Genomic DNA, 23,907 nt, shown 5'->3' on the forward strand with positions numbered 1-23,907 from the left:
GTGACGGCCCGTTTAAAAAACGATCAAGTCCGAACGCTGGTTCAGGCGGCCTTTACAGCCCGTTTGCCGCGCAGGAATGTCAGCATCCAGTTGGCGAACAGGGCGCTATCCGTGGTTTCGTCAAGCGACGCCGTTGCGTTTGAATGTACGTCTTCGGGCAGCAATGCATATCGCGCCTTCAGTAAGGCTTCCTCGTAAGGGCGTTGGAATTCTGGGTGCGGCTGAATGGATGCAGCGGTTTCACCATACAGAAGGGCTGCATAAGGGCAGAATTCAGAACTGGCCCAGACAGTGGCTCCTTCGGGAAGTTCGACAACCTGGTCCTGATGGAAGGCATTAAGTTTGAATTTTTCCGGTGCATTGCCCAGCCATGCCGGTGCCTGCTTGCCGGTAGTGTATTCATGAACGCCAATGCCCCAGCCATTGCCGGATTTAACGACCTTGCCGCCAAGAGCCGCCGCCAGAATTTGATGACCAAAACACACACCGAAAACCGGAACCTGTGCTGTGACAATATCGCGCAGCAAGCTCTGCAGGCGAATCATCCAGGGTTCGTTTTCATAAACACCGTGCTTTGATCCGGTCACGATCCACGCATCGGCAGCATTCAGATTTTCGGGGAATTCATCCAGAAGAACAGTCCATGTCTGGAATGTCAGTTCGGGATCAAGCGGGCCGAGCATCGTTTCAAACATGTTCGGATAGCTTTTGAATTCATCGCGAAGTTCTTCCGGAACAAGACCGGTTTCAAGAATGCCGATTTTCATGCGGGGCCTTTGAAATCATGGTGTGATGCTGTTTTGCACATATGCCAGTGTTGTTGCAAAGACAAGCATGTTGCAGCGAGATTTCAGGCTTTCCAAGCTGGTTCGTGCGAATTTTGAATGCTAACAGATTGATTTTTCACGACATGGAAAACTGGACCGTATGGCTGGTCTGCAAAAGGTGCCTGAAAGACCTGTCAAAGTTCTTTGTTATTTCCGTGTGAATGCGGTTTTGTCCAGTGTGGTCATCATCAGTTTGTGAACGACCATTCCAGTGATCATTGCGATGACAAAAACGATTGTTTCTGTGTGTCCGAATGCAAGCGCGCTAATGGCGGGCCCAGGGCAATAACCGACCATTCCCCATCCGATGCCGAACAGGAGCCCGCCAATGACAAGGTTGTGATCAATGTTGCGACGTGTCGGAAGCTCTATCTTTCCGCCGCAAACCGCACTTTTACGTGATTGGGCAAATCGGAAAAAGGGAAACGCAACAACAAGGCCGCCCGCCATGACAAAGGCAAGACTGGGGTCCCAGTGGTCGGTTTGTATTGCAGCAATATCCAGAAATCCAAGGACCTTTTGCGGATCCGTCATCCCCGAAATCAGCAAGCCGGCCCCAAATAGCGCGCCACAGAGAACAGAAGCAAGGATACGCATTGTTTTAGCTCCCGATGACGTGGCGAATGATATATGTGCTGGTAGCGCCTGCGCCCATGAAGCATAGCGTCGCAACCATTGATCTTGCGGAAAGGCGCGACAGGCCACAGATTCCATGCCCGCTGGTGCAGCCGCTGCCAAGTCGTGTGCCAAACCCGACAATCAATCCGGCAATAATGATAACGGGCCAGGATGCGGTTACGATGCTTTGGGCGTTGAGAGATGAAATGGCCAGTATGACAGTTGGCGCAATGATCATGCTGGCAATGAAGGCAAGTTTTTCAATCCGATCAGATGTCGGCGTTTTGCTTGCAAGCATGCTTCCAAGGATGCCGCTAACGCCTGCAATTCGGCCATTGAGCAAAAAATAAAGGCCCGACGCCAGCCCGATCAGCGCACCACCCAGCAGCGCAGAATAAGGCGTAAAATTTTCCATCTCTTCTCCCGGGGTAAGGCGATAACGAAAGAACATAATATTAATATATTATGTTTAAATCAATTTATTCGGTGTGTTCGAAGGAAAGCTTGGCGCCATTCAGTTGCAATGCAGTCTGCTGCCGATTCCGAAGGAAGGCACCCTCTTAAGATGATTTTGCGCTCCTGCAAACAGTGAGACTGGTTAAGTATATGATTAAAAATGATATTATCCATCTTGCCAAAGTTCCGGATTCAGAAGATACAGCGATGATCTGGTTTTGATGTTTCCGGTCATCCTGCCCGGGACCTTTTCGGATTTCTTCGCACATATGAGCAAAGATCGTTTGTTGGCCAGTCGGCGGCTTGATGTCGCGCTGGCGCTTGTCGGGCAAAATGATACCGAGGCTGCAATCGATGTGGCCCGGGCTGCAATTTCGGCTGATCCCGATTGGGAAGAAGCGCATTTTGTGCTGGGCGATATCTTCGAGCGCATGGGACAGCATGAAAATGCGATTGAGGCATTTCGTCAGTGCCTTGCCCTCGATCCTGTTGATCGTATGGGCGCGGAAGTTCGACTGACATTATTGGGCGCGGTTGCCATGCGCGATCGTCTGCCACCCGACTATGTAAGGGCGCTGTTTGACGACTACGCGCCGCGTTTTGAAATCTCGCTACGCGACCGATTGGCCTATCGTGGTCCGGAACTCCTGTTTGAAGCCATTCGGCCCTATTTGCCGGAATTGCTGCGTCCGCTGCGCGTGCTTGATCTTGGGTGTGGCACCGGTCTGGTTGCGGATGTATTTGCCGGGCATGTTGATGTGATTGACGGTGTCGATCTGTCACCGCGCATGATCAACCGCGCACGTGCCAAGGGGCTTTATCGTAATTTGATTGCTGCGGACATCACGGATTTGCCTGATGGCCTTGATCGCGACTATGGCCTGGTTGTTGCGGCCGATGTCCTGAACTATCTGGGCGATCTTGTCCCGGCATTGCGGGCCGCCCATGAGCGGCTTGTACCCGGGGGATTGATGGTCTTCACGCTTGAACATGGCGATACATTCCCGTTCGATCTTGGCCCGGGGCAAAGGTTCCGCCATCATGAACATGCAATTCATGATTGGCTGAAAGATTGCCAGTTCGAAGTTGTTGCCGATGCCACGGGAATTCTGCGGCAGGAAAAGGGAAACCCTGTTTCAGGTCGTATCATGGTGGTACGTGCAGGGGATGGAATATCAAAATTGATTGGCGAGTTGGGTCGTCTTCCTGATCCTGATCGATCAATCGACAGAATTGTTCATTGAGTTTCGTTGATTATTCTCAGGGTTTCAGCTTTTCTGTTGTGTGTGTTGCCGGTCATGCAAATCCGGGGGTGGCTAGGAGTCTTTTAAAGCGATGTTTGCGAATTGGAGAAACTCACTTCAGGAATTTCTTGATTGGTTCCTTCGTAAGCGTGCGCATATCAGGTTCTTTTTCCCCAAGCTTTTTCTGCTTTTTGTTCTGATCAATCTGGTGTGCTATTGGTGGGCCCTGCTAACCACATATCCGCAACATCTGGCATCCTGGAAGGGGGACGAATATGTCCTTTTGGGTTTTCCGGTAGCGGTACTGGGGGCAATATTTGATGCGATGTCATTTTATGTGACTTTGGCAATCGTCCGCCGCGCGTTGGCATCACAAAGCAATGTGCGCTTTGTCAGCTATCTCAGCGTAGATGTTTTTATTGCTGTTCTCGCTACTTTCTGGGTCCTGTTTGCATTTGTTGCCTCTGGCTGGGTTGTCAGTATCGTACTTGATCGTCCGGAAACATTGACGTACCGCACGGAGCTGTACGAAGGACGTTTCTGGAAAGCGATTCTGAATCCGCTCGCACCGGACAATATCTGCAACATTTATTTTGGGATGATGATGGGGGCGTCTGCGCTTTTACCCACTCTTTATCACTTTGGGGTCGCAATTTATTCGATGTTTCGATGGATGGCCGGACGCATGTTGGCGATCAGAGCGCGCTAGGGAATGCGGTTTCGATATTGGGCAGCTGCAATTTTCTGGGTATTGGCAGTGTTAATTGGGTTTTTGTCGCTTCAATCGGCTGACAGTATGCCTGATATACAGGTATGGGACAAAATCCAGCATTTGATTGCCTATTGCATGTTAACTGCTGCCGGATTGATCGCTTATCCTGCTCGTGTCTGGCGGATTGTTATTGGCTGTCTGATTTATGGCATTTTCATCGAGATTGCCCAAGGATGGATACCAGGCCGGTTTGCTAGCATTGAGGATGGGCTTGCCAATTCAATCGGTATTGGGCTGGCTTTTGGAATTTTTTGTCTCCGGTCTGTTCGAGATCGATAAATTTCTTTCCGGAAACGACAAAACCCGTCGCTTTAGGCGACGGGTTTTGATGGTGGAGCCGATCAGGATCGAACTGACGACCTCTACAATGCCATTGTAGCGCTCTCCCAACTGAGCTACGGCCCCATTTTAGTCCGCGTCGCAACGAAATCCAGTGTTTCCGTCGCGGCGCGGGGGATATTTAGAAGGTTCGCCAAATCTTGGCAAGACCTATTTTCAAAAAATCCTAGCGGTCGTCTTCGTCGCTTTCGACATGTTCAAGGACTTCGCCAAGATCATCGTCATCTTCACCAAGATCAGACGCATCTTCAAGGATATCGTCATCGATATCGGTGTCGACATCATCGTCAAGATCGACGTCATCATCCAGGTCTTCGTCTTCTTCCGGCTTCGGCTTTGCAACCGCGGCTTTCTTGATTTTGGTCACCCCGTCGGGGGTTGCGCATTTGGGGCACACGACCGGCGTACGATTCAAATCATAGTATTTGGTACCGCAGGCTTGGCAGTGACGTTTCTTACCGCGTGCTGACATTACGGCAAACCCTCTTAAATACCGTTATCATCAAAGAATGGGTTGAAGGCCGAATTCACCTTCTTCTAGTTGGCCCAATTGCCATCTTGGGACGGGCTTGTCAAAAGGAAATTGTCCGATTTTATCACAAGCCTCCAAAAGGCGGGATTCTGCGCCACGCACCGCTATAAACTTCAAGCAAAATTTGGCTTCGATACTGGTGCGTCAAAAGCGCATATGATACGAGTTTGCCCCCGGTAATCGAATGTACGATTTGCGCCCGGAATTGCGGCAGCATCGAAGTGCGGTTCAATGACCGGAAAACCGATGATTTGATGGTCACAACAAGAATAGACAGGCAGGCCCGATGAGCTCTTCGCAGACCAAACGTCCGCTTCAATCGCTGAAGTCCCGTGCGCTTAACGGCGATATCCGGGTTCCCGGTGACAAATCAATTTCCCATCGTTCCCTGATGTTTGGCGGCCTTGCCATTGGCGAGACGAAAATTACCGGCCTTCTCGAAGGTGAAGATGTTCTGGCGACCGCAGAAGCCATGCGCAAACTTGGTGCGACGGTGACCCGTGACGAAGACGGGACCTGGCATGTGACCGGTGTCGGCGTTGGCGCCTTGCGGGAGCCCGATAGCGTCATTGATATGGGTAATGCCGGAACCGGTATTCGTCTGATGGCTGGTATTGTTGCGACCCATCCGATCACCACCTTCTTTACCGGCGATGCATCGCTTTGCAAGCGTCCGATGGGCCGGGTTGCCGATCCGCTGGCGGAATTCGGCGCGCAATTCATCACGCGCGAACGCGGTCGTCCGCCTATGGCCGTCATCGGAACCGATGAGGCAAAACCGGTGACCTATACGCTTCCTATGGCATCCGCACAGGTCAAGTCCGCTGTGTTGCTGGCTGGACTGAATACTGCTGGAACGACCACCGTGATCGAGCCGAAACCATCGCGTGATCACACCGAACGCATGTTGCGCCATTTTGGTGTCGATGTTGATGTCAGCATCAATGATGACGGTGGGCGCACGGTCAGTCTGACCGGCCCGGTCGAAATGAAAGCAGCCGATATTGTGGTTCCTACAGATCCGAGCTCGGCAGCATTCCCGCTGGTGGCGGCTTTGATCAATCCGGAATCAAAAGTGACCATTCGTGACGTTTGTCTGAACCCGTTGCGGACCGGCCTGATTACGACCCTTATCGAAATGGGTGGTGACATTACGATCGCTAACGAACGTGAGGAAGCCGGTGAAACCATCGGTGATCTTGTCGTTAGCGGTAAAAATCGCCTGACCGGTATTGTCGTGCCAGCGGAACGTGCCCCGTCGATGATTGATGAATATCCGGTGCTGGCCGTTGCTGCCGCTTATGCACAGGGTGAAACCCGGATGTGCGGACTTGAAGAATTGCGGGTCAAGGAATCGGATCGTCTTGCCGCTGTGGCCGCGGGGCTAGCAGCAAACAAGGTCATTCACCGCATCGAAGGTGACGACCTGATTGTCACGGGTGGCGAGGTACCCGGAGGTGGTATGGTTGAAACCCATCTTGATCATCGTATCGCCATGTCCTTCCTTGTCCTCGGACTTGGGGCAAATGATCCGGTTGCGGTTGATGATGCCAACCCGATTGCGACCAGCTTCCCGAGTTTCGAGGCATTGATGCGCGAATTGGGGGCAAACCTTTCCCCGGCTGGTTCATGATCTGTTTCGTGATCGGTTTCCGTTATTCGCATTCCGGGGCTCGTAAAGCCTTTCTTGGCACACAAATATAAGTGACATCAAAACAGATAGGGGCGCCCGCGCATGATCATCGCGATTGACGGACCGGCAGCATCGGGAAAAGGCACTTTGGCACGTCGAGTCGCCGGGGCAATGGACTATGCCTATCTTGATACCGGACTTTTGTACCGGGCGACGGGGGCAAAGGTTTTGGCGCTTGGGCTTGATCCCTCGGACGAGGATGTGGCGGTCGGGGTGGCCGAAAAACTCGGCGCCAACGATCTTGACGGCGAAGAACTTCGCAGTGAAGAAGTCGGAAATGCAGCATCAAAAGTTGCCGCGATTCCAAGGGTTCGTGCGGTGTTGCTCGATTTTCAACGCAATCTTGCCAGCAGCCCGCCCGGTGGTAAACGGGGTGCCGTTCTTGATGGTCGCGACATCGGGACGGTTGTGTGTCCGGATGCTCCGATCAAGTTCTATCTGACGGCCAGTGTTGAAGAACGTGCAAACCGTCGGTTCAAACAGTTGCAGGAAAAAAATCCCGCTGCTATATACGAGCGCGTTCTCAAGGAGCTTGAAGAACGGGATGCTCGAGACAGTGCGCGGGATGTTGCGCCGCTCAAGATGGCATCGGACGCAATCCACATTGATACGGATCGTCTGAATGCTGATGCGGTGTTTAATGCAGTCATGGCGCATATTCGAACCCATATGGGCGAGAATGACTGACACACGGGCGTTTTAACCGTCAAGCGGCAGAACGATCTCAGGGGTAGCTACCCTAAGGTGAACGACATGTGCGTTCACCTTTTCGTCTATGGAAAACCGTTTGGTTTTCCGCGAACGGGATCGGGACATCGATTGGCAAAAACCCGCCACGATTTTGTGGCAAGACCATCGGATACAACCGATTGGCCGGAATAGTGACGATACACTCGAAAGGAAGTCTCTTTAATGACAACCGCTGAAGAAGCACAATTCTCCACCGGCGAAGATTTCGCCACCCTGCTGGCCGAAAGCCTCGGTTCTGAAGACGAAGGCTTTATTGGCCGCGTGATGACCGGTACGGTCGTCAAAACCACCGACGACGATGCAATCGTCGATGTGGGTCTGAAGTCCGAAGGCCGCGTGCCGCTCAAAGAATTTGGCGCAGGCGACGTTAATATCGGCGATACCGTTGATGTTTATGTCGATCGCTATGAAAACAAAGATGGCCTGATCGTTCTGTCGCGCGAAAAAGCGCGTCGCGAAGAAGCCTGGGTCGAGCTTGAAAAACAGTTCAACGAAGGCAAACGCGTTGACGGTACCATCTTTGGTCGTGTTAAAGGCGGCTTCACTGTTGACCTGTCGGGCGCCGTGGCATTCCTGCCGGGCAGCCAGGTTGACATCCGTCCGGTTCGCGACGTTACCCCGCTGATGAACAATCCGCAGCCGTTCCAGATCCTGAAAATGGATCGCTCGCGCGGTAACATCGTGGTTTCGCGTCGTGCCGTTCTCGAAGAGACCCGTGCTGAACAGCGCGCCGAACTGATCCAGAACCTTCAGGAAGGTCAGGTTCTTGACGGCGTTGTCAAAAACATCACCGATTACGGCGCATTCGTCGATCTCGGCGGTGTTGACGGCCTGCTGCATGTCACCGACATCGCATGGAAGCGCATCAACCATCCGTCTGAAGCTCTTCAGATCGGTCAGACCGTCAAGGTTCAGGTTATCCGCTTTAACAGCGAAACCCAGCGTATCTCGCTTGGCATGAAACAGCTTGAAGCTGATCCGTGGGAAGGTGTCGAAGCCAAATACCCGGTCGGTTCGAAATTCGAAGGCCGTGTCACCAACATCACCGATTACGGCGCATTCGTCGAACTCGAAGCTGGTGTCGAAGGTCTGGTCCACGTTTCCGAAATGTCCTGGACCAAGAAAAACATCCACCCGGGCAAAATCGTTTCGACCTCGCAGGAAGTCGAAGTCATGGTGCTCGACGTCGATGCACAGAAACGCCGTATCTCGCTTGGTCTCAAGCAGTGCACCTCGAATCCGTGGGATGCCTTCCTGGCTGCTCATCCGGTCGAGTCCGAGATCGAAGGCGAAGTCAAGAACATCACCGAATTCGGTCTGTTCATTGGCCTTCTGGGTGGTATCGACGGTATGGCTCACCTCTCGGACCTGTCATGGGACCGCGCTGGTGAAGAAGTCATCAAAGAATACAAAAAAGGTGACATCGTCAAAGCCAAGGTTCTTGATGTTGACGTCGAGAAAGAGCGTATCTCGCTTGGCATCAAACAGCTTTCGGGTGACCCGTTCAAAGAAGCCGTTACCGGCATCAAACGCGGTGAAACCGTAACCTGTGAAATCACCGAAGTTAACGACGGTGGTATCGAGGTTGCTGTTGGTGGCACCGATCTTAAAGGCTTCATCCGTAAGGCTGAACTCGCACGTGACCGTTCGGACCAGCGTCCGGAACGTTTCGCGGTTGGCGAGAAAGTCGATGCGCGTGTTACCACGATCGACGCCAAAACCCGCAAGGTCACCCTCTCGGTCAAAGCTCTTGAAGTTGCTGACGAGAAGAAAGCCATGGCGGATTACGGTTCGGCTGACAGCGGTGCATCGCTTGGCGATATTCTCGGCGAAGCACTTCGCAAGAAACAGGAAGGTGCCGAATAAGGCATCTGTTCCTGATCGGACAGGATCTGCTCTGGCAGATCACAAAGACGGGTCGTGCGTTGCACGGCCCGTTTTTTTGTCGCTTTTGTCCAAAATTCCCGGTTTGGACGCGACTTTGCCGCTGCGATGTCATTTTTTAGCGAGAATTTTGATTTCAAACAGTTTTTGTCCTTGCCAAGCGAATGAAGAAAAACCATTTGAAAAGGCAGGTTTTTGAAGCTGTTAGTTCATTACTGAATACCGGGGCGCATTAAATGGCACTTGATGCCGATATCCTTCTTGATCGTCGACGTTTGAAAAAATCGATTTTCCGCTGGCGGGTGCTGGCGGTGGTCGCAATCATCATTGCCATCGTGGTGGCCTTTGCGCGCAGCGGTGCGGACGACGTGGTGTGGGGCAATATTGGCCCGCGCATTGTCGAGGTGAATATCGAAGGGGTGATTACCGAGGATCCCTACCTTCTTGATGCGCTGGAGCAGATTGAGGGAGACAGCGATGTCGCGGGTCTGATCGTCCATATCAACAGCCCTGGCGGTACGATGGTCGGTGGCGAGGCGCTTTTTGAGAGCCTGCGCAGGATTGGCGAAACCCGTCCGATCGTTGCCGAAATGGGAACTGTTGCCGCGTCTGGTGGTTACATGACGGCAATTGCCGCTGACCACATCATCGCACATCGCGGAACGGTGACCGGATCGATTGGTGTGATTTTCCAGTCGATGAACTTTACCGGCACATTGGAAAAACTGGGTGTAGAGCCGCTGACGGTTAAAAGTGGCCCGCTTAAAGCCGTTCCGAACCCGTTCGAACCGACGGATGATGCCGCGCGAACGGCTATGGAAAGCCTGATTTCAGACATGTTTGGCGTGTTTGTCGACATGGTTGCCGAACGACGCGGTATGGATACCGAAACCGTGCGTCAACTGGCCGATGGCCGGGTTTATACCGGTCAGCAGGCTGTTGCCAATGGTCTGATCGACGAGATTGGTGGTCGTCGCGAAGCTTTGCGCTGGCTGCAGGACGAAATGGGAGTATCGCCGGATGCGGCAGTCGTGCCGCTCGAAATTGATTATCCGGAAGACTCCCTTATGACGGCATTGTTCGAAGGAAACATCGGAAAAATGCTGTCATCTGAGGGGCTTAAACTTGACGGTTTGCTGACTGTCTGGCAACCTGAGTGAAAGCGCCGACGTGACGTAATCTAACCTTTGGTTGATTGGATATCTGTCAGAACGAACAGGATGGGGCCTGAATATGACAAAATCAGAACTGATCGCCCGGCTGGCTGAGATGAACCCTCATCTGTATCAGCGCGATGTTGAGCGGATCGTGGCGACGATCTTTGACGAAATTACCGAAGCGCTGGCACGCGGGGATCGTGTCGAGCTGCGTGGTTTTGGCGCATTTTCCGTAAAGCAGCGTGATTCCCGGGTCGGACGCAATCCGCGTACCGGTGAAGCCGTACCTGTGGGCGAGAAAAAGGTTCCCTATTTCAAAACTGGCAAGCAGTTGCGCGAACGTCTTAACTGATCGCAGCCTGTTTGATCGGCTTGCTGTTGGCGTGTGAACTGCGCTAAACCAGTCTTGTGGAAATTCTGCAGGATGGTTGCAAATTCATTTGCACATGTTTCCGTTTAACCATATCGGGTCCATTCTCTGGTTTCAGCCGGTGCGTGGGCTATGACCCCTGCCTTTTTGCATGCCGGCACGAGGAGTTGAAATGCGCATTCTTTACTGGATCATCTCTATCCCGCTTGCGTTCCTGATTGCGATTTTTGCCGTGTCGAACCGGGCGCTGGTGACGTTGTCATTGTGGCCCTTGCCTTATGAAATTGACATGCCGCTTTTCCTGCCGATCATGGTGGCATTGTTGATCGGGCTTGGTATCGGGTTGACGTATGAATGGTTCGTACATGGCAAACATCGCCGTGCCGTCAAGCGGATGGATAGCGAGCTGCGCCGACTGCGTCCGGATGAAACCGGCAGCGACATATCGAATGATCACAAGGTGATCAGCCAGCAAAAGGCATCCTGAGAGGAATCCTGCCAAAGGTTATGGCCAATTCGGGATTGGTATTTCAGGCGAAATCGGCTAAGTCATGCCCGGTCCGTCGCATCTTCGTGGGCCGATGATGAAATTCCAGCCCGCCGGAGGACACCATGACCGATAAGCTTGCCCCGCACGATCGGATTTTTTGCGCCATTGATACCACTGATCTTGCTCATGCAATTGATTTTGCTTCAAATCTGTCCGGGGTGATTGGCGGCGCGAAGCTTGGCAAGGAATTCTTTGCAGCCCACGGCCCGCAGGGTGTCCGTGAAGTCGCCAAGGCCGGATTGCCGATTTTTCTGGACGTCAAATATCACGACATTCCTAACACGGTTGCCGGTGCCATCCGCGCCGTAACGCCCCTTGGTCTCAAGATCGTGAATGTTCATGCTACGGGTGGCTTTGAAATGATGACACGTGCCGGGGAAGCAGCACGTGAAACTGCTGACAAGGCGGGTGTCGATGCTCCGTGGGTGATTGCCGTAACGGTCCTGACCAGCCTTGATCAGGGTGATCTTGATGATGTCGGTCTGGCTGGACCGATCAGCGAGCGTGTCGTCAAACTTGCCGAACTGACCCAAAAGGCCGGTCTGGACGGAGTTGTGTGCTCCGCACAGGAAATTACCGCGGTACGTGCTGCCTGTGGACCGGATTTCAAATTGATCACCCCGGGTATTCGTCCGGCCTGGTCAAGTTCTGATGATCAAAAACGTATTGTCACACCGCGTGATGCCGTTGCGATGGGCACAGATGTGATGGTGATCGGGCGCCCGATTACCAAGGCCGACGATCCGGTTAAAGCTGCAAAACGTATCGTTGACGAACTTTCCTGATCCGGATTTATCCGTTTTGTTTTTCCGACAGGCCCGGTGTTCAACCGGGCCTGTTTCAGTTGTGACGGGATTGCATAGTTTTTATGCCAATTTTGCGATGGTGAAATTTGTGCGCTGCACGCAAAATTGAATCGTTTCAATTTTCGGTTGGTTCAAGCGTTTCGAAAATCTCCCGAAATCCTGTCGCCCACCATTATCCCGCATTGGTGCTTGGCACCCTTGGACGTATCGATCATGACAGCTGCTGTTGCCCGCACAGGTTTCTTTGGAAACCTTCCGATCCTTGCCCTTGCCCTTGCATCCTTCGGGATCGGGACGACCGAGTTTGTCATTATGGGCTTGTTGCCGGATGTGGCGGCCGATCTTGGTGTCAGCATTCCCGATGCTGGGTTGCTGGTAACCGGTTATGCGCTGGGTGTTACGTTTGGTGCGCCGTTTCTTGCGATTGCAACGTCCAAAATGGATCGTCGGCATGCTTTGATGATGCTCATCGCGATTTTCATCATTGGCAATTTCCTTTGCGCGATTGCACCGGATTACTGGCTTCTGATGGCGGCCCGTGTGGTCACTGCTTTCTGCCATGGGGCGTTTTTTGGTCTGGGTGCGGTGGTTGCTGCTAACCTTGTTGCACCGCATAAACGGGTTCAGGCCATTGCCCTGATGTTTTCGGGGCTTACTCTTGCCAATGTGCTTGGGGTTCCGTTTGGTACGGCTCTCGGTCAGGAACTGGGTTGGCGTTCGACTTTCTGGGCGGTTGTTGGGATCGGTATGGTTGCGGCTGTCGCGCTTTATTTTTGTTTGCCACGCAAGATCGCGGCGACGGGTGGTAGTTTGATGGCGGAAGCCCGTGCGCTGCTTAAAACCCAGGTTATATTTGCCATGCTGATCAGTGTTCTGGCCGCGGCCAGCATGTTCAGCGTGTTTACCTATATCACTCCGATGCTGCAGAATATCACCGGCATTTCAGCGCGACAGGTAACCTATGTGCTGTTGCTGTTCGGCGCAGGTTTGACGATTGGCAACTATATCGGTGGCCGTCTGGGTGATTGGCGCCTGATGCCCGCGATCATTGCGACGTTTGTTCTGCTGATTGCGATACTGGTCGTATTTGCTGAAACGATCACCAATGTGATCCCGGCTGTGGCAACGGTTTTTGTCTGGGGTGTGGTTTCCTTTGCACTGGTGTCCCCCCTTCAGATGCGGGTGGTCAACGAAGCGACCGATGCACCGAACCTTGCGTCGACCCTTAATCAGGGGGCATTCAATCTTGGTAATGCTGCGGGTGCCTGGTTTGGTGGTATCGCAATTACACAGGGCGTTTCCTATCAGGATATCCCTTGGCTTGGCGCGGGAATTGCCGTGATCGCGTTGCTGTTTTCGATCTGGAGCCACCTGATTGACCGTCCTGACGAAGTCTTTATCGAGACGACTGCCAGCGCCTGAATGAATTGAATGTCAAAAACAAAGTCCGCCGGACAATGTCGCGGCGGGCTTTTGCTGTTTGCTTGGGAATGGGGAAACCGGGTTTCTATCCGATCCAGACCCGCATTTGATCCCAATACTGGCTGATGGTGCTGCCATACTGATCGATGATCAGCTTGATCGAAATGGCAATCGAGGTAACAACCAGAAGCGGCCGCACCAGCCTTGCACCGACTTTCATCACCAGATGAGATCCGATCTGGGCCCCGATCAATGAGCCGACAGCCATGACAAGGCCGATCATCCAGACAACTTCGCCCCCTGCAATGAACATCACAAGCGATGCGAAATTTGATGTGAAGTTCAGAACCTTGGTGTGGGCTGTTGCCTTTGTCATGTTGAAACCAAGCAAAGCGACAAAAGCGATGGAAAAGAAAGATCCGGTACCCGGTCCGAAAAAGCCATCGTAAAAGCCGATGCCAAAGCCTGCGGTAAAGGCAAAGACCGACTTGCTGATAACCTGATGCGCGTCAATATCGCCAACGCGTGGCGAGAAAAGAAAATAAAGTGCAATCAGGATCAACAGAGCCGGAAGGATTTTAAGCAGGATGCTGGCATCAAGCATCTGCACCAGGACGGTACCAAGTGCCGACCCTGCAAATGTCAGGACGATTGCCAATACCATATCGCGTGGATCGACATAGCCCTTGCGGATAAAGTTGATTGAAGATGTCAGGCTGCCAAAACTGCCCTGCAGCTTGTTGGTTGCCAAGGCCTGTGCCGGTGTAATACCCGCCCAAAGCAGGGCCGGGATGGTAATCAATCCGCCGCCGCCGGCAATTGAATCAACCATGCCGGCGAACGCGGCGACCGCAAAAAGTATCAGTAAAAGATCAACGCCAAATTCCATTGACTGAAATCCTGTGGATGGCACGTAAGGTGGGGCAGACGCGCCGGGTGGCAATAAGCGACGCAATCATATGTACTTGGCGGTCATCGTCCATTGTTACTTTGTAATGGCGACAATGTTGTTTGGTGTGCCGGCTTGCCAATCAGCGGGCCGGGTTCTAGATATGTTTCTCCTTTCATTTTGCGAGTTTCCAGATGCCCGAATTACCTGAAGTCGAAACGGTGACACGCGGTTTGACGCCGGTGATGGAAGGGGTTGTCGTTGATCACGTTGTTCAGCGCCGCCCGAACCTGCGTTTTCCGTTTCCGGAAAACTTTGTGGGGCGGATGGCGGGACGTCGGATCAATCAGCTGACCCGTCGGGCGAAATATATTCTGGGCTATCTGGATGACGGGCAGGTTCTGCTGGTTCATTTGGGAATGTCCGGCCGCATGACGATCTTCGATGATCCTGCTGTGGGTGTTCCAGCTCCGGCAAAGCATGATCATGTCGATTTTGTTATGCAGGGGGGCGCTGTGGTTCGGTTTACCGATCCCCGCCGGTTCGGTGTCATCACCCTGATTGCGGCTGATGAGGTTGCAACCCACAAGATGCTGGCTGGCATCGGGCCGGAGCCATTGGGTAACAGTTTCAACGCCGCCCGCCTGGCCGCAGGAATCGCCAGGCGGGCAAGCCCGATCAAGACTGTGTTGCTTGATCAGCGACTGGTCGCAGGGCTTGGCAATATATATGTGTGCGAAGCATTGTTCCGGTCGGGCATCGCACCAGACCGTCTGGCCAAGGATTTGAAACAGGACGAGATCGAACGTCTTTATCGTGAAATCCGTTTGGTTCTTGAGGACGCGATTGCCGCCGGTGGGTCCAGCCTTAAAGATCATCGTCAGGCCAATGGCGAGCTGGGTTATTTCCAGCACAGCTTCCGGGTTTATGGTCGGGAAGGCGAAAGCTGCACCGCGGATGGCTGCGAAAGCGACGTGGGCAGGATTGTTCAGGCTGGTCGATCAACCTTCTTCTGCCCTACCTGCCAGAAATAGGCTTTTTGCATTTTCTTTTGCTGGAAACGCGTGTGACAGAATTCGGATAATCCGGTGATTCTGTCGGGTCCGGTTGCGGCTTGGAAATAAAATCGGTAAAACAGTATCAAAATATGTCTTCGACCGAATCGGATCGCAAATGTAAGCGGATTGATTCCCGACAAAGGATTGCAGCATGTCTTACGAGAACATCATTGCCGAGGTTAAGGGCAATGTCGGCCTGATCACTCTTAATCGTCCCCAGGCTTTGAACGCGCTTTGTGCGGCATTGATCACCGACATCGGTGGGGCGCTTGATCAGTTCGAAAATGACGAAAACATTCGCGCCATCGTCATTACCGGATCGGAACGGGCCTTTGCGGCCGGGGCCGATATCAAGGAAATGGCCGATTATGATTATATGGATGTCTATAAGAGCGACTTCATCACCAAGGGCTGGACACGGGTGGCGAGCTGCCGCAAGCCGGTTATTGCCGCGGTCGCGGGCTTTGCGCTTGGCGGCGGTTGCGAGCTTGCGATGATGTGCGACATCATTCTTGCTGCGGATACGGCAAAGTTCGGTCAGCCGGAAATCACCATCGGAACCATTCCGGGTGCTGGCGGAACGCAGCGCCTTACGCGTGCCATTGGCAAATCCAAAGCAATGGAAATGTGCCTTACCGGTCGGATGATGGATGCTGAAGAAGCAGAACGGTCGGGACTCGTCGCACGAGTCGTCCCGGCCGACTCGCTTATGGAAGAAGCGATGAAACTGGCTGATAAAATTGCTTCTTTCTCTGGCCCGGTTCTGATGAAGGCGAAGGAGAGTGTCAGCAAGTCTTATGAAATGTCTCTGACCGAAGGTCTGATGTTTGAACGTCGCGAGTTCCATTCGACATTCGCGCTCGATGACCGGGCCGAGGGCATGAAAGCCTTTGCTGAAAAGAGAAAACCGGACTTCAAGCATCGCTAATTCGGGTTGGATCGTACCCCGATACCTGCGATGCATTGCTGCCTTGCAGTAGTAAAGAGTCGCAAACCGCGGATATTCAGCGGGATTGAAGGTATCGGGGGTTGACGAGGGTTTCCGACGGAGCTATAAGCCGCGCTCCGAATTACGTAACATTTTTTTTAAGAGACAGGTTCGCAATGGCTCACCATAAATCGGCCAAGAAGCGCATTCGCCGCAACGCCGCACGTGCAGAAGTTAATGGTGCACGCATCGGTCGCATTCGTACCTTCGTTAAGAAGGTCGAGGCTGCGCTGAACGTTGGCGACAAAGATGCCGCTCTGGCTGCGCTGAAAGTTGCAGAGCCGGAAATGGCACGTGGCGCGCAGCTCGGCGTTCTGCACAAGAACACCGTCGCTCGCAAGGTCTCGCGTCTGACCGCTCGCGTCAAAGCGCTTTAATTTATCCCTTACGGGATGGCGAGTCGAAGGCCGTGCTTGTAGCACGGCCTTTTCGCTGCCCGGATTTCGTCGAATCACCTTTTGTTCCTTGGTTGCGGCATCGCAAAAAACCGCACAAACAAAGGACTGTTTTGGTGCCGAAATCCTTTTAACGTTCTGTTAAAGATCGCCTTGCCTGATGCGGATCGCATCAGTACAGTGTTTTGACTTCGCTGGCCGCGCAACGCGGCGAAAGACGAAGAACCAAAAAACAAAAGGCGCGAGTACGCTTCCAAGACTTGGTGGAAGACAGGCGTGTTGATCATGTTTGTGATCAACGCGGGCGAGTACTTTTTTGTCTTTCGCGTTTTGTTTGGTAGTGAAGATTGATTAAGCGGGGAAAGGTTCTAACAGTGCAGCACGCCGTTAGGGGAACGCAATCGGCACTCGGGGAGTCCAACGGGGGGATTCCGGGTGACCAGCAGGCGGCACTAGACGATCACGCGAAAGCGACATGGCAGATTGTTCGCGAAAAGCTTCGTTCGGAGTTTGGCGCGACAGCTTATCGCTATTGGCTTGATCCCGTCGCATTGATCGCGGTCGAAGCCGGTGTTGCGCGTCTTGGTGCGCCAACGCGTGCAATGCGTGACTGGGTAACTCAGCACTATCTGGATCGTATTCAGTCCTTCTGGCATTCCGAGGATGAGAACATCCATTTTGTCGAGATCGTTGTTGTTCAACCGGCAAATGGTAATGGTCAGAAAAGCCCGCCTTCTTCCTCCGCTTCGAATTCAGGTGCCCAGTCCGGGAATGACAGTGCGCGTGGTCGCATCAGTGACGATGTCACACGACTGGATAAAGTCGCGAACGAGGTGACTGGTGTCGAAGGTTCCAGTCCATCCTATGCGGGCAATGCAAAAGGTCTGGTTTCCGGTGGTCGCAAGGCAATTGGCACCATGTCCGATGATGGCATATCGGCCGCACTTGATCCGCGTTACACATTCGACAATTTCGTGATCGGCAAGCCGAACGAATTTGCCTATGCGGCAGCACGCCGCCTGGCCGAAGCCGAATCGGTGCCTTTCAACCCGCTGTTCCTTTATGGCGGTGTTGGCCTTGGTAAAACCCACCTTATGCATGCAATTGCGTGGCACATTCGCCGCACGCAGCCGCACCGCACGGTGATTTACCTGTCTGCCGAAAAATTTATGTACCGGTTCATCCGGGCTCTGCGTGACAAGAACACCGTTGATTTCAAAGATCAGTTCCGGTCTGTTGATGTGCTGATGGTCGATGATGTTCAGTTCATTTCCGGCAAGGACTCGACTCAGGAAGAATTCTTCCACACCTTCAATGCGCTGGTGGATCAGGGGCGTCAGATCATTGTATCCGCCGACAAATCACCTTCGGACCTTGAAGATATCGAGGAACGTTTGCGTTCGCGTCTTGGCTCAGGCCTTGTTGCTGATATTCATGCCACGACCTACGAGCTGCGTCTGGGCATCCTCGAATCGAAGGCGGAACGCCAGAATATCGAGCTACCGCAGCGCGTGATGGAATTTCTGGCTCACAAGATCACCGCGAACGTGCGTGAACTTGAAGGTGCGCTGAACCGCGTCATTGCCCACGCACAACTTGTCGGGCGTGAAATCAGTCTCGAGATGGTTCAGGACGTGCTGCACGATGTTCTGCGTGCATCCGAACGCCGGGTTTCGATTGAGGAAATCCAGAAAAAAGTTGCCGAGCATTTCAATATCAAGGTGTCGGACATGCATTCCGCCCGTCGCGCCCGGGCCGTTGCCCGCCCGCGTCAGGTCGCGATGTATCTGTCCAAGCAATTGACGACGCATTCCCTGCCGGAAATCGGCCGCAAATTCGGTGGTCGTGACCACACGACCGTCATGCATGCCGTTCGCAAGATCGAAGAACTGCATGTGAGTGATCCTTCGCTGTCCGAGGACATCGACCTGCTGCGTCGCATGCTTGAAGGCTGATTGCGATTTCGAAAATAATTGGGCGGGTCACGGTTTGAAAACGGTGACCCGTTCTGATTCCGATCGGATTTTTACGGTGACCAACGGGCTGAAAATCAGGCACCGCGCGGGGTTCCGCCTTTTGCGTGCATTGGGTGGAAAAATATACAACGACTCGTTTTGTTTGCTTGGGTTTAAGCCGTAAAAATCCTTCGATTTCCCGACATGCATGTTATAATGCGCCTGCCTTGCCCGAAAGGGTGAAGCAAAAGCGACAAAATCGATTATAAATCAATTTGTTAAACCAATACTGACAGACGGATAGGACGGGCATGAAGCTGACCATTGAACGCGCGGCTCTGTTGAAATCTTTGACCCATGTTCAAAGTGTGGTCGAACGGCGCAATACCATTCCGATTCTGTCCAATATTTTGCTGCGGGCAGAGAATGATCAGCTGTCTTTGACTGCAACGGACATGGATCTTGAGGTGATTGAAACCACCACTGCAGAAGTCAGTGAAGCCGGTGCAACCACCACCCCCGCCCATACCCTTTACGAGATTGTCCGCAAGTTGCCGGAAGGCTCGCAGGTGCAAATCGCGCTTGAGCCGGGTGCAGGGCGTCTTACCCTGTCTGCTGGTCGTTCGAAATTCAATCTGGCGGTTCTTCCGGTTGATGACTTCCCGGTCATGTCTGGTGGTGAGCTTCCGGTCAGCTTTGGCCTTGCCGCGGCGGAACTTCGCGGTCTGATCGATCGTGCGGAATTTGCGATTTCGACCGAAGAGACCCGTTACTATCTAAATGGTATCTATTTCCATGCGACCGACGCAGAAGGAACCAAAATCCTGCGTGCTGTTGCAACTGATGGCCATCGTCTGGCTCGGGTCGAGGCACCGCTTCCCGATGGGGCGGAAAACATGCCTGGCGTTATTGTGCCGCGGAAAACCGTTGGCGAATTGCGCAAGCTGATCGAGGAAACCGGCGAAGCGGTAGACATAGCCATGTCCGACACCAAAATTCGCTTTGGTTTTGGCAAGGCAGTGCTGACCTCCAAGCTGATTGATGGCACCTTCCCGGATTACGAGCGTGTCATTCCGTCTGGCAATGACAAGACGCTTGATATCGAGTGCAAAGCCTTTGCCGATGCTGTTGATCGCGTTTCCGCTATTTCGATCGAAAAGTCGCGTGCGGTCAAAGTCGTCATGTCGGGGAATACCCTGACCCTTTCCGCGTCGAGCCCGGAGCACGGAACCGCATCCGAGGAACTCGAAATCAACTATGATGCCGATGACATCGAAATCGGTTTCAATTCGCGTTATTTGCTCGATATCGCCAAGCAGGTAAAGGGGGACACCCTGAACCTTCTGATGTCGGACGGGTCATCGCCAACCATTCTGCGTGATACCGATGATCTTTCGGCATTGTACGTTCTGATGCCGATGCGCGTCTGACGGTTAGCGCACTTTTGCTGTGGCTGTTCTTGCCCATAATCTTCCACCCCAAGACGGTACGTCCATGACGAACCGTCTTGCCGTTTCCCGTATACAACTGGGTGATTTTCGGTGTTACGAAAGTCTGCGCCTGTCGCTTGACGGGGCACCGGTGGTTTTGACCGGCCCGAACGGGGCAGGAAAGACCAATCTGCTTGAAGCGGTATCGCTTTTATCGCCGGGAAGCGGCTTAAGACGGGCCAAGCTGGGCGAGATATCGCGCAGGGTTCCCGGTGAAGACGAGGGAAACGTGAGGGCATGGGCCGTGTCGGCACAACTGACCACGCCGGATGGGGACTATCAGGTCGGATCGGGCCTTGATCCTGCGGCTCTTGCGCAGGGGCGTGAAAAACGGGCTGTGCGTATTGATGGTGAAAACCAGCGCGGTCAGGCGTCGCTGGGGCGGGTTTGTGCCGCGGTTTGGCTGACGCCGCAAATGGATCGTCTGTTTCTGGATGGTCCGTCGGCGCGCCGCCGTTTTCTGGATCGGCTGGTTTACGGCCTTGATCCCGAACATAGCAGCCGGGTAGCGGCCTATGAGCACAGCCTGCGCAGCCGGGCCAAGCTTTTGAAAGAAGGCAAAGGGGACGACAAGTGGCTGGCCTCGATCGAAGACTCGATGGTTCGCCACGGGATTGCCGTTGCGGTTGCACGTGCTGAGTTGCTGGCAAAGCTTGGCCGCGCCGGAACAATGGTTGTTGGACCGTTTCCGGCGGCAAGGCTTGCGCTTGCAGGGGACCTTGAAAACTGGCTGGAACAGCTACCGGCGATCGAGGTTGAAGACAGGATGCGGGCGGCATTGCGCGACGGACGGTCACGCGATGCCACCTATGGCGGGGCTTCCGTTGGGCCGCAGCGCAGTGATTTGCTGGTGTGGCATGATGCAAAGAACCAGTCCGCAGATCAGTGTTCTACCGGCGAGCAGAAGGCTCTGTTGCTATCGATGATCATGGCCAATACCCGCTTGCAAAGCAAAGCGCGCGGAGCTGGCCCATTGCTGTTGCTTGACGAGGTTGTGGCGCATCTGGATGTAGAACGTCGCAGCTACCTGTTTGATGAAATCGTGGCGCTTGGCGTCCAGGCCTGGATGACAGGTACGGACCGGGCGCTGTTTGAAGGTTTGGACGGACGTGCGCAATTCTTTCGCGTGGAAGATGCCACACTGACCGCTGAAACCACTCCGTGAATGCCGAGGTTGTGACGCTATGACCAACGAAACAGAAGCTCCGAAAACCGCCGAACAACAGGCGCAGGATTACGGTGCAGAATCGATCAAGGTTCTCAAGGGTCTTGAAGCGGTGCGTAAACGCCCGGGCATGTATATCGGTGATACCGATGACGGCAGCGGTTTGCATCACATGATCTATGAAGTCGTCGATAACGCGATTGACGAGGCGCTGGGCGGATATTGCGATACCGTCTGGGTACAGCTGAATGGCGATGGCTCGGCAACGATCCGCGATAACGGCCGTGGTATTCCGACTGACCTGCACAAGGAAGAAGGCGTTTCGGCGGCCGAGGTCATCATGACCCAGCTGCATGCCGGCGGTAAGTTTGACCAGAACTCCTATAAGGTTTCCGGTGGCCTGCACGGTGTGGGTGTGTCGGTTGTGAACGCGCTTTCAACCTTGCTGAAGCTGCGTATTTGGCGCAACGGCAAGGAGCATTACATGGAATTTTCCGGTGGCGATGCGATCAAGCCGCTGGAAATTGTCGGTGATGCGCCAATGACGGCAGAGGGAAAGCCGCTGACCGGGACCGAGGTTACCTTCTATCCCGATGCCGAAATCTTCACGATGACCGAGTTCAACCTGCCGACGCTTGAACATCGTCTACGCGAACTGGCCTTCCTGAACTCTGGCGTGATCCTGACGTTGCGTGATGAACGCCATGGCGAACCGGTTGAAACCAAACTGCATTACGAAGGCGGTATCCGCGCCTTTGTGGAATATCTCGACCGTAACAAGGCTCCGCAGATCGAAGAACCTATTACGATCGTCGGCGAAAAAGACGGCATTACCGTCGAAGTTTCCTTGCAGTGGAATGATAGCTATCACGAAACCACGCTGTGCTTTACCAACAACATTCCGCAGCGTGACGGCGGAACGCACATGGCCGGTTTCCGTGCGGCACTGACCCGTCAGATCAATTCCTATGCGCAGGAAAGCGGGATCGTGAAGAAGGAAAAGGTCAGCCTTTCCGGGGATGATGCCCGCGAAGGTCTGACCTGTGTGATTTCGGTCAAGGTGCCGGATCCGAAATTCTCGTCCCAGACGAAGGACAAACTGGTTTCGTCCGAAGTCCGTCCGGTTGTCGAAAACATCGTGAACGACAGGCTTCAGCAATGGCTGGAAGAGCATCCGCAGGATGCGCGCAAAATCGTCACCAAAGTGGTCGAAGCCGCATCGGCACGCGAAGCCGCCCGCAAGGCACGTGAACTGACCCGCCGCAAAGGCGCGCTTGATATCTCGTCCCTGCCGGGCAAACTTGCCGATTGTCAGGAACGCGATGCGTCCAAAGCCGAACTGTTCATCGTGGAGGGTGATTCCGCAGGTGGATCAGCCAAACAGGGTCGTGAACGCGGTTTCCAGGCAATTCTGCCATTGCGTGGTAAAATCCTGAACGTTGAGCGTGCGCGTTTTGATAAAATGCTATCAAGTCAGGAAATCGGCACACTGATTACCGCCCTTGGCACCGGGATCGGTCGTGACGATTTCAACATTGAAAAAACGCGTTACCACAAAATCATCATCATGACTGACGCCGACGTCGATGGTGCGCATATCCGGACCCTGCTTCTGACCTTCTTCTACCGTCAGATGCCAGAACTGGTTGAACGCGGGTATCTCTATATCGCGCAACCGCCGCTTTATCGTGCCAAACGCGGTAACTCGGTCCAGTACCTCAAAGATGACCGCGAGATGGAACAGTACCTGACTGCGCAGGGGACCGAAGATGCATTGCTGACGCTTAGTGGTGGTGTTCAGGTTGCCGGTCCGGACCTGGTCCGGATTGTCGAACTGGCGCGCAAGGCCAAGGGGCTGCTTGAGCCGCTTTCGCTGAAACTGCCGATCTCGGTTCTTGAGCAGGCTGTCTTGGCGGGTGCCCTGAACCCGGCATTGCTTGACGATGATGCCAAACGTCAGGAAGCGGCGAATACGCTTGCCAGTCGTCTTGATCTTCTATCGGAAGATTTTGATCGCGGCTGGAAGGGCGAAGCATCGCAGGATGAAATCGTCATGTGGCGTATGCTGCGCGGGGTTGAGGAACGCTATGTTATCGACGGCAATATTTTGCGTTCAGCCGAAAGCCGCGCGATTGCCGGCCTGCTTGGCGAGTTGCGCGAACTGTTTGAAACTGGTGCCGAATTCGGTGCCAAGGACAAGGTCTGGAAAATCAGTGGCCCGGTCGATCTGGTCAATGCGGTGATGGAATATGGCCGTCGCGGTATTTCGATCCAGCGCTATAAAGGTCTGGGTGAGATGAACCCGGATCAGCTCTGGGAAACCACCCTTGACCCGAATGTCCGCTCGCTCCTTCAGGTGCGTGTTGATCACGCGGACGAGGCAGAAGAAGTCTTCTCTACCCTGATGGGTGATGTCGTTGAGCCGCGTCGCGATTTTATTCAGTCCAATGCGCTTAAAGTTGCCAATCTCGACGTATAAGTGGCATCAGGTGCGCAATTCGTACAGGGCAGTCCATCGGGCTGCCCTGTTTGCGTTTGGATGAAGTA

At 53.6% G+C, this 23,907-nt stretch carries 22 protein-coding genes and 1 tRNA gene; 17 read left to right on the plus strand and 6 right to left on the minus strand.

What is annotated here, in order from left to right:
• Positions 1–41: 41 nt before the first annotated feature.
• From J7395_RS06185 to J7395_RS06195, 3 genes are all read right to left on the minus strand, one after another.
• Positions 42–767 carry a gamma-glutamyl-gamma-aminobutyrate hydrolase family protein gene (locus tag J7395_RS06185; RefSeq protein WP_209220891.1) on the minus strand — a complete coding sequence of 242 codons (726 nt, stop codon included), beginning with the start codon at positions 765–767 and terminating at the stop codon, positions 42–44.
• Positions 768–974: 207 nt separating this feature from the next.
• Positions 975–1,499 (minus strand): YeeE/YedE family protein, encoded by a 525-nt coding sequence (locus J7395_RS06190; RefSeq protein WP_247741974.1) that lies wholly within the window; start codon positions 1,497–1,499, stop codon positions 975–977.
• Positions 1,429–1,860, minus strand: a complete 432-nt coding sequence (locus J7395_RS06195) for a YeeE/YedE family protein (RefSeq protein ID WP_209220892.1) — start codon at positions 1,858–1,860, stop codon at positions 1,429–1,431. Before J7395_RS06195 ends, J7395_RS06190 begins: the two co-directional genes overlap by 71 nt.
• Before the next feature lie 310 nt (positions 1,861–2,170).
• Between J7395_RS06195 and J7395_RS06200 the strand changes: the two genes are divergently transcribed.
• Together J7395_RS06200 and J7395_RS06205 are read left to right on the plus strand one after the other, a co-directional pair.
• Positions 2,171–3,145, plus strand: coding sequence for a methyltransferase domain-containing protein (locus J7395_RS06200; protein ID WP_114109734.1), 975 nt, complete (start codon positions 2,171–2,173; stop codon positions 3,143–3,145).
• Positions 3,146–3,236: 91 nt separating this feature from the next.
• Positions 3,237–3,854: a hypothetical protein gene (locus J7395_RS06205; RefSeq protein ID WP_209220894.1), complete on the plus strand. Its 618-nt coding sequence runs from the start codon at positions 3,237–3,239 to the stop codon at positions 3,852–3,854.
• 392 nt (positions 3,855–4,246) lie between these two features.
• Here J7395_RS06205 and J7395_RS06215 read toward each other — a convergent pair.
• Both J7395_RS06215 and J7395_RS06220 read right to left on the minus strand, forming a co-directional pair.
• A tRNA-Ala gene (locus J7395_RS06215) sits at positions 4,247–4,322 on the minus strand.
• A gap of 100 nt (positions 4,323–4,422) precedes the next feature.
• Complete coding sequence (locus tag J7395_RS06220; RefSeq protein ID WP_007088347.1) at positions 4,423–4,728, minus strand: FYDLN acid domain-containing protein; 306 nt, start codon at positions 4,726–4,728, stop codon at positions 4,423–4,425.
• Between the two features lie 346 nt (positions 4,729–5,074).
• Between J7395_RS06220 and aroA the strand changes: the two genes are divergently transcribed.
• The 8 genes from aroA to J7395_RS06260 all read left to right on the plus strand — a co-directional run bounded on the left by aroA (position 5,075) and on the right by J7395_RS06260 (position 13,420).
• Positions 5,075–6,421, plus strand: coding sequence for a 3-phosphoshikimate 1-carboxyvinyltransferase (aroA, locus tag J7395_RS06225; RefSeq protein ID WP_114109155.1), 1,347 nt, complete (start codon positions 5,075–5,077; stop codon positions 6,419–6,421).
• 102 nt (positions 6,422–6,523) lie between these two features.
• Positions 6,524–7,168, plus strand: a complete 645-nt coding sequence (cmk, locus tag J7395_RS06230) for a (d)CMP kinase (RefSeq protein ID WP_209220898.1) — start codon at positions 6,524–6,526, stop codon at positions 7,166–7,168.
• 225 nt (positions 7,169–7,393) lie between these two features.
• Entirely contained in the window at positions 7,394–9,097 is a 1,704-nt protein-coding gene (gene rpsA, locus J7395_RS06235) for a 30S ribosomal protein S1 (protein ID WP_209220900.1), read from the plus strand.
• A 254-nt stretch (positions 9,098–9,351) separates the two neighbouring features.
• Complete coding sequence (sppA, locus tag J7395_RS06240) at positions 9,352–10,275, plus strand: signal peptide peptidase SppA (protein ID WP_062960211.1); 924 nt, start codon at positions 9,352–9,354, stop codon at positions 10,273–10,275.
• Between the two features lie 73 nt (positions 10,276–10,348).
• Positions 10,349–10,624, plus strand: coding sequence for an integration host factor subunit beta (ihfB, locus tag J7395_RS06245; protein WP_007088342.1), 276 nt, complete (start codon positions 10,349–10,351; stop codon positions 10,622–10,624).
• A gap of 190 nt (positions 10,625–10,814) precedes the next feature.
• Positions 10,815–11,129 (plus strand): LapA family protein, encoded by a 315-nt coding sequence (locus J7395_RS06250; RefSeq protein WP_209220901.1) that lies wholly within the window; start codon positions 10,815–10,817, stop codon positions 11,127–11,129.
• Between the two features lie 125 nt (positions 11,130–11,254).
• Positions 11,255–11,977, plus strand: coding sequence for an orotidine-5'-phosphate decarboxylase (pyrF, locus tag J7395_RS06255; RefSeq protein WP_209220902.1), 723 nt, complete (start codon positions 11,255–11,257; stop codon positions 11,975–11,977).
• Positions 11,978–12,211: 234 nt separating this feature from the next.
• Positions 12,212–13,420 carry an MFS transporter gene (locus J7395_RS06260; RefSeq protein ID WP_209220903.1) on the plus strand — a complete coding sequence of 403 codons (1,209 nt, stop codon included), beginning with the start codon at positions 12,212–12,214 and terminating at the stop codon, positions 13,418–13,420.
• A gap of 85 nt (positions 13,421–13,505) precedes the next feature.
• Here J7395_RS06260 and J7395_RS06265 read toward each other — a convergent pair whose 3' ends face one another.
• Entirely contained in the window at positions 13,506–14,309 is an 804-nt protein-coding gene (locus tag J7395_RS06265) for a TSUP family transporter (protein WP_209220904.1), read from the minus strand.
• A 194-nt stretch (positions 14,310–14,503) separates the two neighbouring features.
• Here J7395_RS06265 and mutM point away from each other — a divergent pair, with 194 nt between their 5' ends.
• The 7 genes from mutM to gyrB all read left to right on the plus strand — a co-directional run bounded on the left by mutM (position 14,504) and on the right by gyrB (position 23,839).
• Complete coding sequence (gene mutM, locus J7395_RS06270) at positions 14,504–15,343, plus strand: bifunctional DNA-formamidopyrimidine glycosylase/DNA-(apurinic or apyrimidinic site) lyase (RefSeq protein ID WP_209220905.1); 840 nt, start codon at positions 14,504–14,506, stop codon at positions 15,341–15,343.
• Between the two features lie 175 nt (positions 15,344–15,518).
• Positions 15,519–16,295, plus strand: a complete 777-nt coding sequence (locus tag J7395_RS06275) for an enoyl-CoA hydratase (protein WP_062960207.1) — start codon at positions 15,519–15,521, stop codon at positions 16,293–16,295.
• Between the two features lie 176 nt (positions 16,296–16,471).
• On the plus strand, positions 16,472–16,732 hold the full coding sequence (gene rpsT / locus J7395_RS06280; protein ID WP_062949743.1) for a 30S ribosomal protein S20: 261 nt from the start codon (positions 16,472–16,474) through the stop codon (positions 16,730–16,732).
• A 392-nt stretch (positions 16,733–17,124) separates the two neighbouring features.
• The gene (gene dnaA / locus J7395_RS06285) at positions 17,125–18,705 is read left to right on the plus strand and encodes a chromosomal replication initiator protein DnaA (protein ID WP_209220906.1); all 1,581 of its coding nucleotides are present in this window, start codon (positions 17,125–17,127) and stop codon (positions 18,703–18,705) included.
• A 311-nt stretch (positions 18,706–19,016) separates the two neighbouring features.
• Positions 19,017–20,135, plus strand: a complete 1,119-nt coding sequence (dnaN, locus tag J7395_RS06290; RefSeq protein ID WP_062949740.1) for a DNA polymerase III subunit beta — start codon at positions 19,017–19,019, stop codon at positions 20,133–20,135.
• Between the two features lie 64 nt (positions 20,136–20,199).
• On the plus strand, positions 20,200–21,360 hold the full coding sequence (gene recF, locus J7395_RS06295) for a DNA replication/repair protein RecF (protein WP_209220907.1): 1,161 nt from the start codon (positions 20,200–20,202) through the stop codon (positions 21,358–21,360).
• Positions 21,361–21,379: 19 nt separating this feature from the next.
• On the plus strand, positions 21,380–23,839 hold the full coding sequence (gene gyrB / locus J7395_RS06300; protein ID WP_114109148.1) for a DNA topoisomerase (ATP-hydrolyzing) subunit B: 2,460 nt from the start codon (positions 21,380–21,382) through the stop codon (positions 23,837–23,839).
• Positions 23,840–23,907 lie beyond the last annotated feature (68 nt).

The sequence above is a fragment of the Thalassospira sp. A3_1 genome (genome assembly GCF_017744215.1).
GTDB lineage: Bacteria > Pseudomonadota > Alphaproteobacteria > Rhodospirillales > Thalassospiraceae > Thalassospira > Thalassospira lucentensis_A.

Excerpts from the sequence above, each read along its gene's own strand:
- J7395_RS06185 (WP_209220891.1), bottom strand. The coding sequence starts at position 767 with ATGAAAATCGGCATTCTTGAAACCGGTCTTGTTCCGGAAGAACTTCGC.
- J7395_RS06195 (WP_209220892.1), bottom strand. The coding sequence starts at position 1,860 with ATGGAAAATTTTACGCCTTATTCTGCGCTGCTGGGTGGTGCGCTGATC.
- J7395_RS06200 (WP_114109734.1), top strand. The coding sequence starts at position 2,171 with ATGAGCAAAGATCGTTTGTTGGCCAGTCGGCGGCTTGATGTCGCGCTG.
- J7395_RS06205 (WP_209220894.1), top strand. The coding sequence starts at position 3,237 with ATGTTTGCGAATTGGAGAAACTCACTTCAGGAATTTCTTGATTGGTTC.
- J7395_RS06220 (WP_007088347.1), bottom strand. The coding sequence starts at position 4,728 with ATGTCAGCACGCGGTAAGAAACGTCACTGCCAAGCCTGCGGTACCAAA.
- aroA (WP_114109155.1), top strand. The coding sequence starts at position 5,075 with ATGAGCTCTTCGCAGACCAAACGTCCGCTTCAATCGCTGAAGTCCCGT.
- cmk (WP_209220898.1), top strand. The coding sequence starts at position 6,524 with ATGATCATCGCGATTGACGGACCGGCAGCATCGGGAAAAGGCACTTTG.
- rpsA (WP_209220900.1), top strand. The coding sequence starts at position 7,394 with ATGACAACCGCTGAAGAAGCACAATTCTCCACCGGCGAAGATTTCGCC.
- sppA (WP_062960211.1), top strand. The coding sequence starts at position 9,352 with ATGGCACTTGATGCCGATATCCTTCTTGATCGTCGACGTTTGAAAAAA.
- ihfB (WP_007088342.1), top strand. The coding sequence starts at position 10,349 with ATGACAAAATCAGAACTGATCGCCCGGCTGGCTGAGATGAACCCTCAT.
- J7395_RS06250 (WP_209220901.1), top strand. The coding sequence starts at position 10,815 with ATGCGCATTCTTTACTGGATCATCTCTATCCCGCTTGCGTTCCTGATT.
- pyrF (WP_209220902.1), top strand. The coding sequence starts at position 11,255 with ATGACCGATAAGCTTGCCCCGCACGATCGGATTTTTTGCGCCATTGAT.
- J7395_RS06260 (WP_209220903.1), top strand. The coding sequence starts at position 12,212 with ATGACAGCTGCTGTTGCCCGCACAGGTTTCTTTGGAAACCTTCCGATC.
- J7395_RS06265 (WP_209220904.1), bottom strand. The coding sequence starts at position 14,309 with ATGGAATTTGGCGTTGATCTTTTACTGATACTTTTTGCGGTCGCCGCG.
- mutM (WP_209220905.1), top strand. The coding sequence starts at position 14,504 with ATGCCCGAATTACCTGAAGTCGAAACGGTGACACGCGGTTTGACGCCG.
- J7395_RS06275 (WP_062960207.1), top strand. The coding sequence starts at position 15,519 with ATGTCTTACGAGAACATCATTGCCGAGGTTAAGGGCAATGTCGGCCTG.
- rpsT (WP_062949743.1), top strand. The coding sequence starts at position 16,472 with ATGGCTCACCATAAATCGGCCAAGAAGCGCATTCGCCGCAACGCCGCA.
- dnaN (WP_062949740.1), top strand. The coding sequence starts at position 19,017 with ATGAAGCTGACCATTGAACGCGCGGCTCTGTTGAAATCTTTGACCCAT.
- recF (WP_209220907.1), top strand. The coding sequence starts at position 20,200 with ATGACGAACCGTCTTGCCGTTTCCCGTATACAACTGGGTGATTTTCGG.
- gyrB (WP_114109148.1), top strand. The coding sequence starts at position 21,380 with ATGACCAACGAAACAGAAGCTCCGAAAACCGCCGAACAACAGGCGCAG.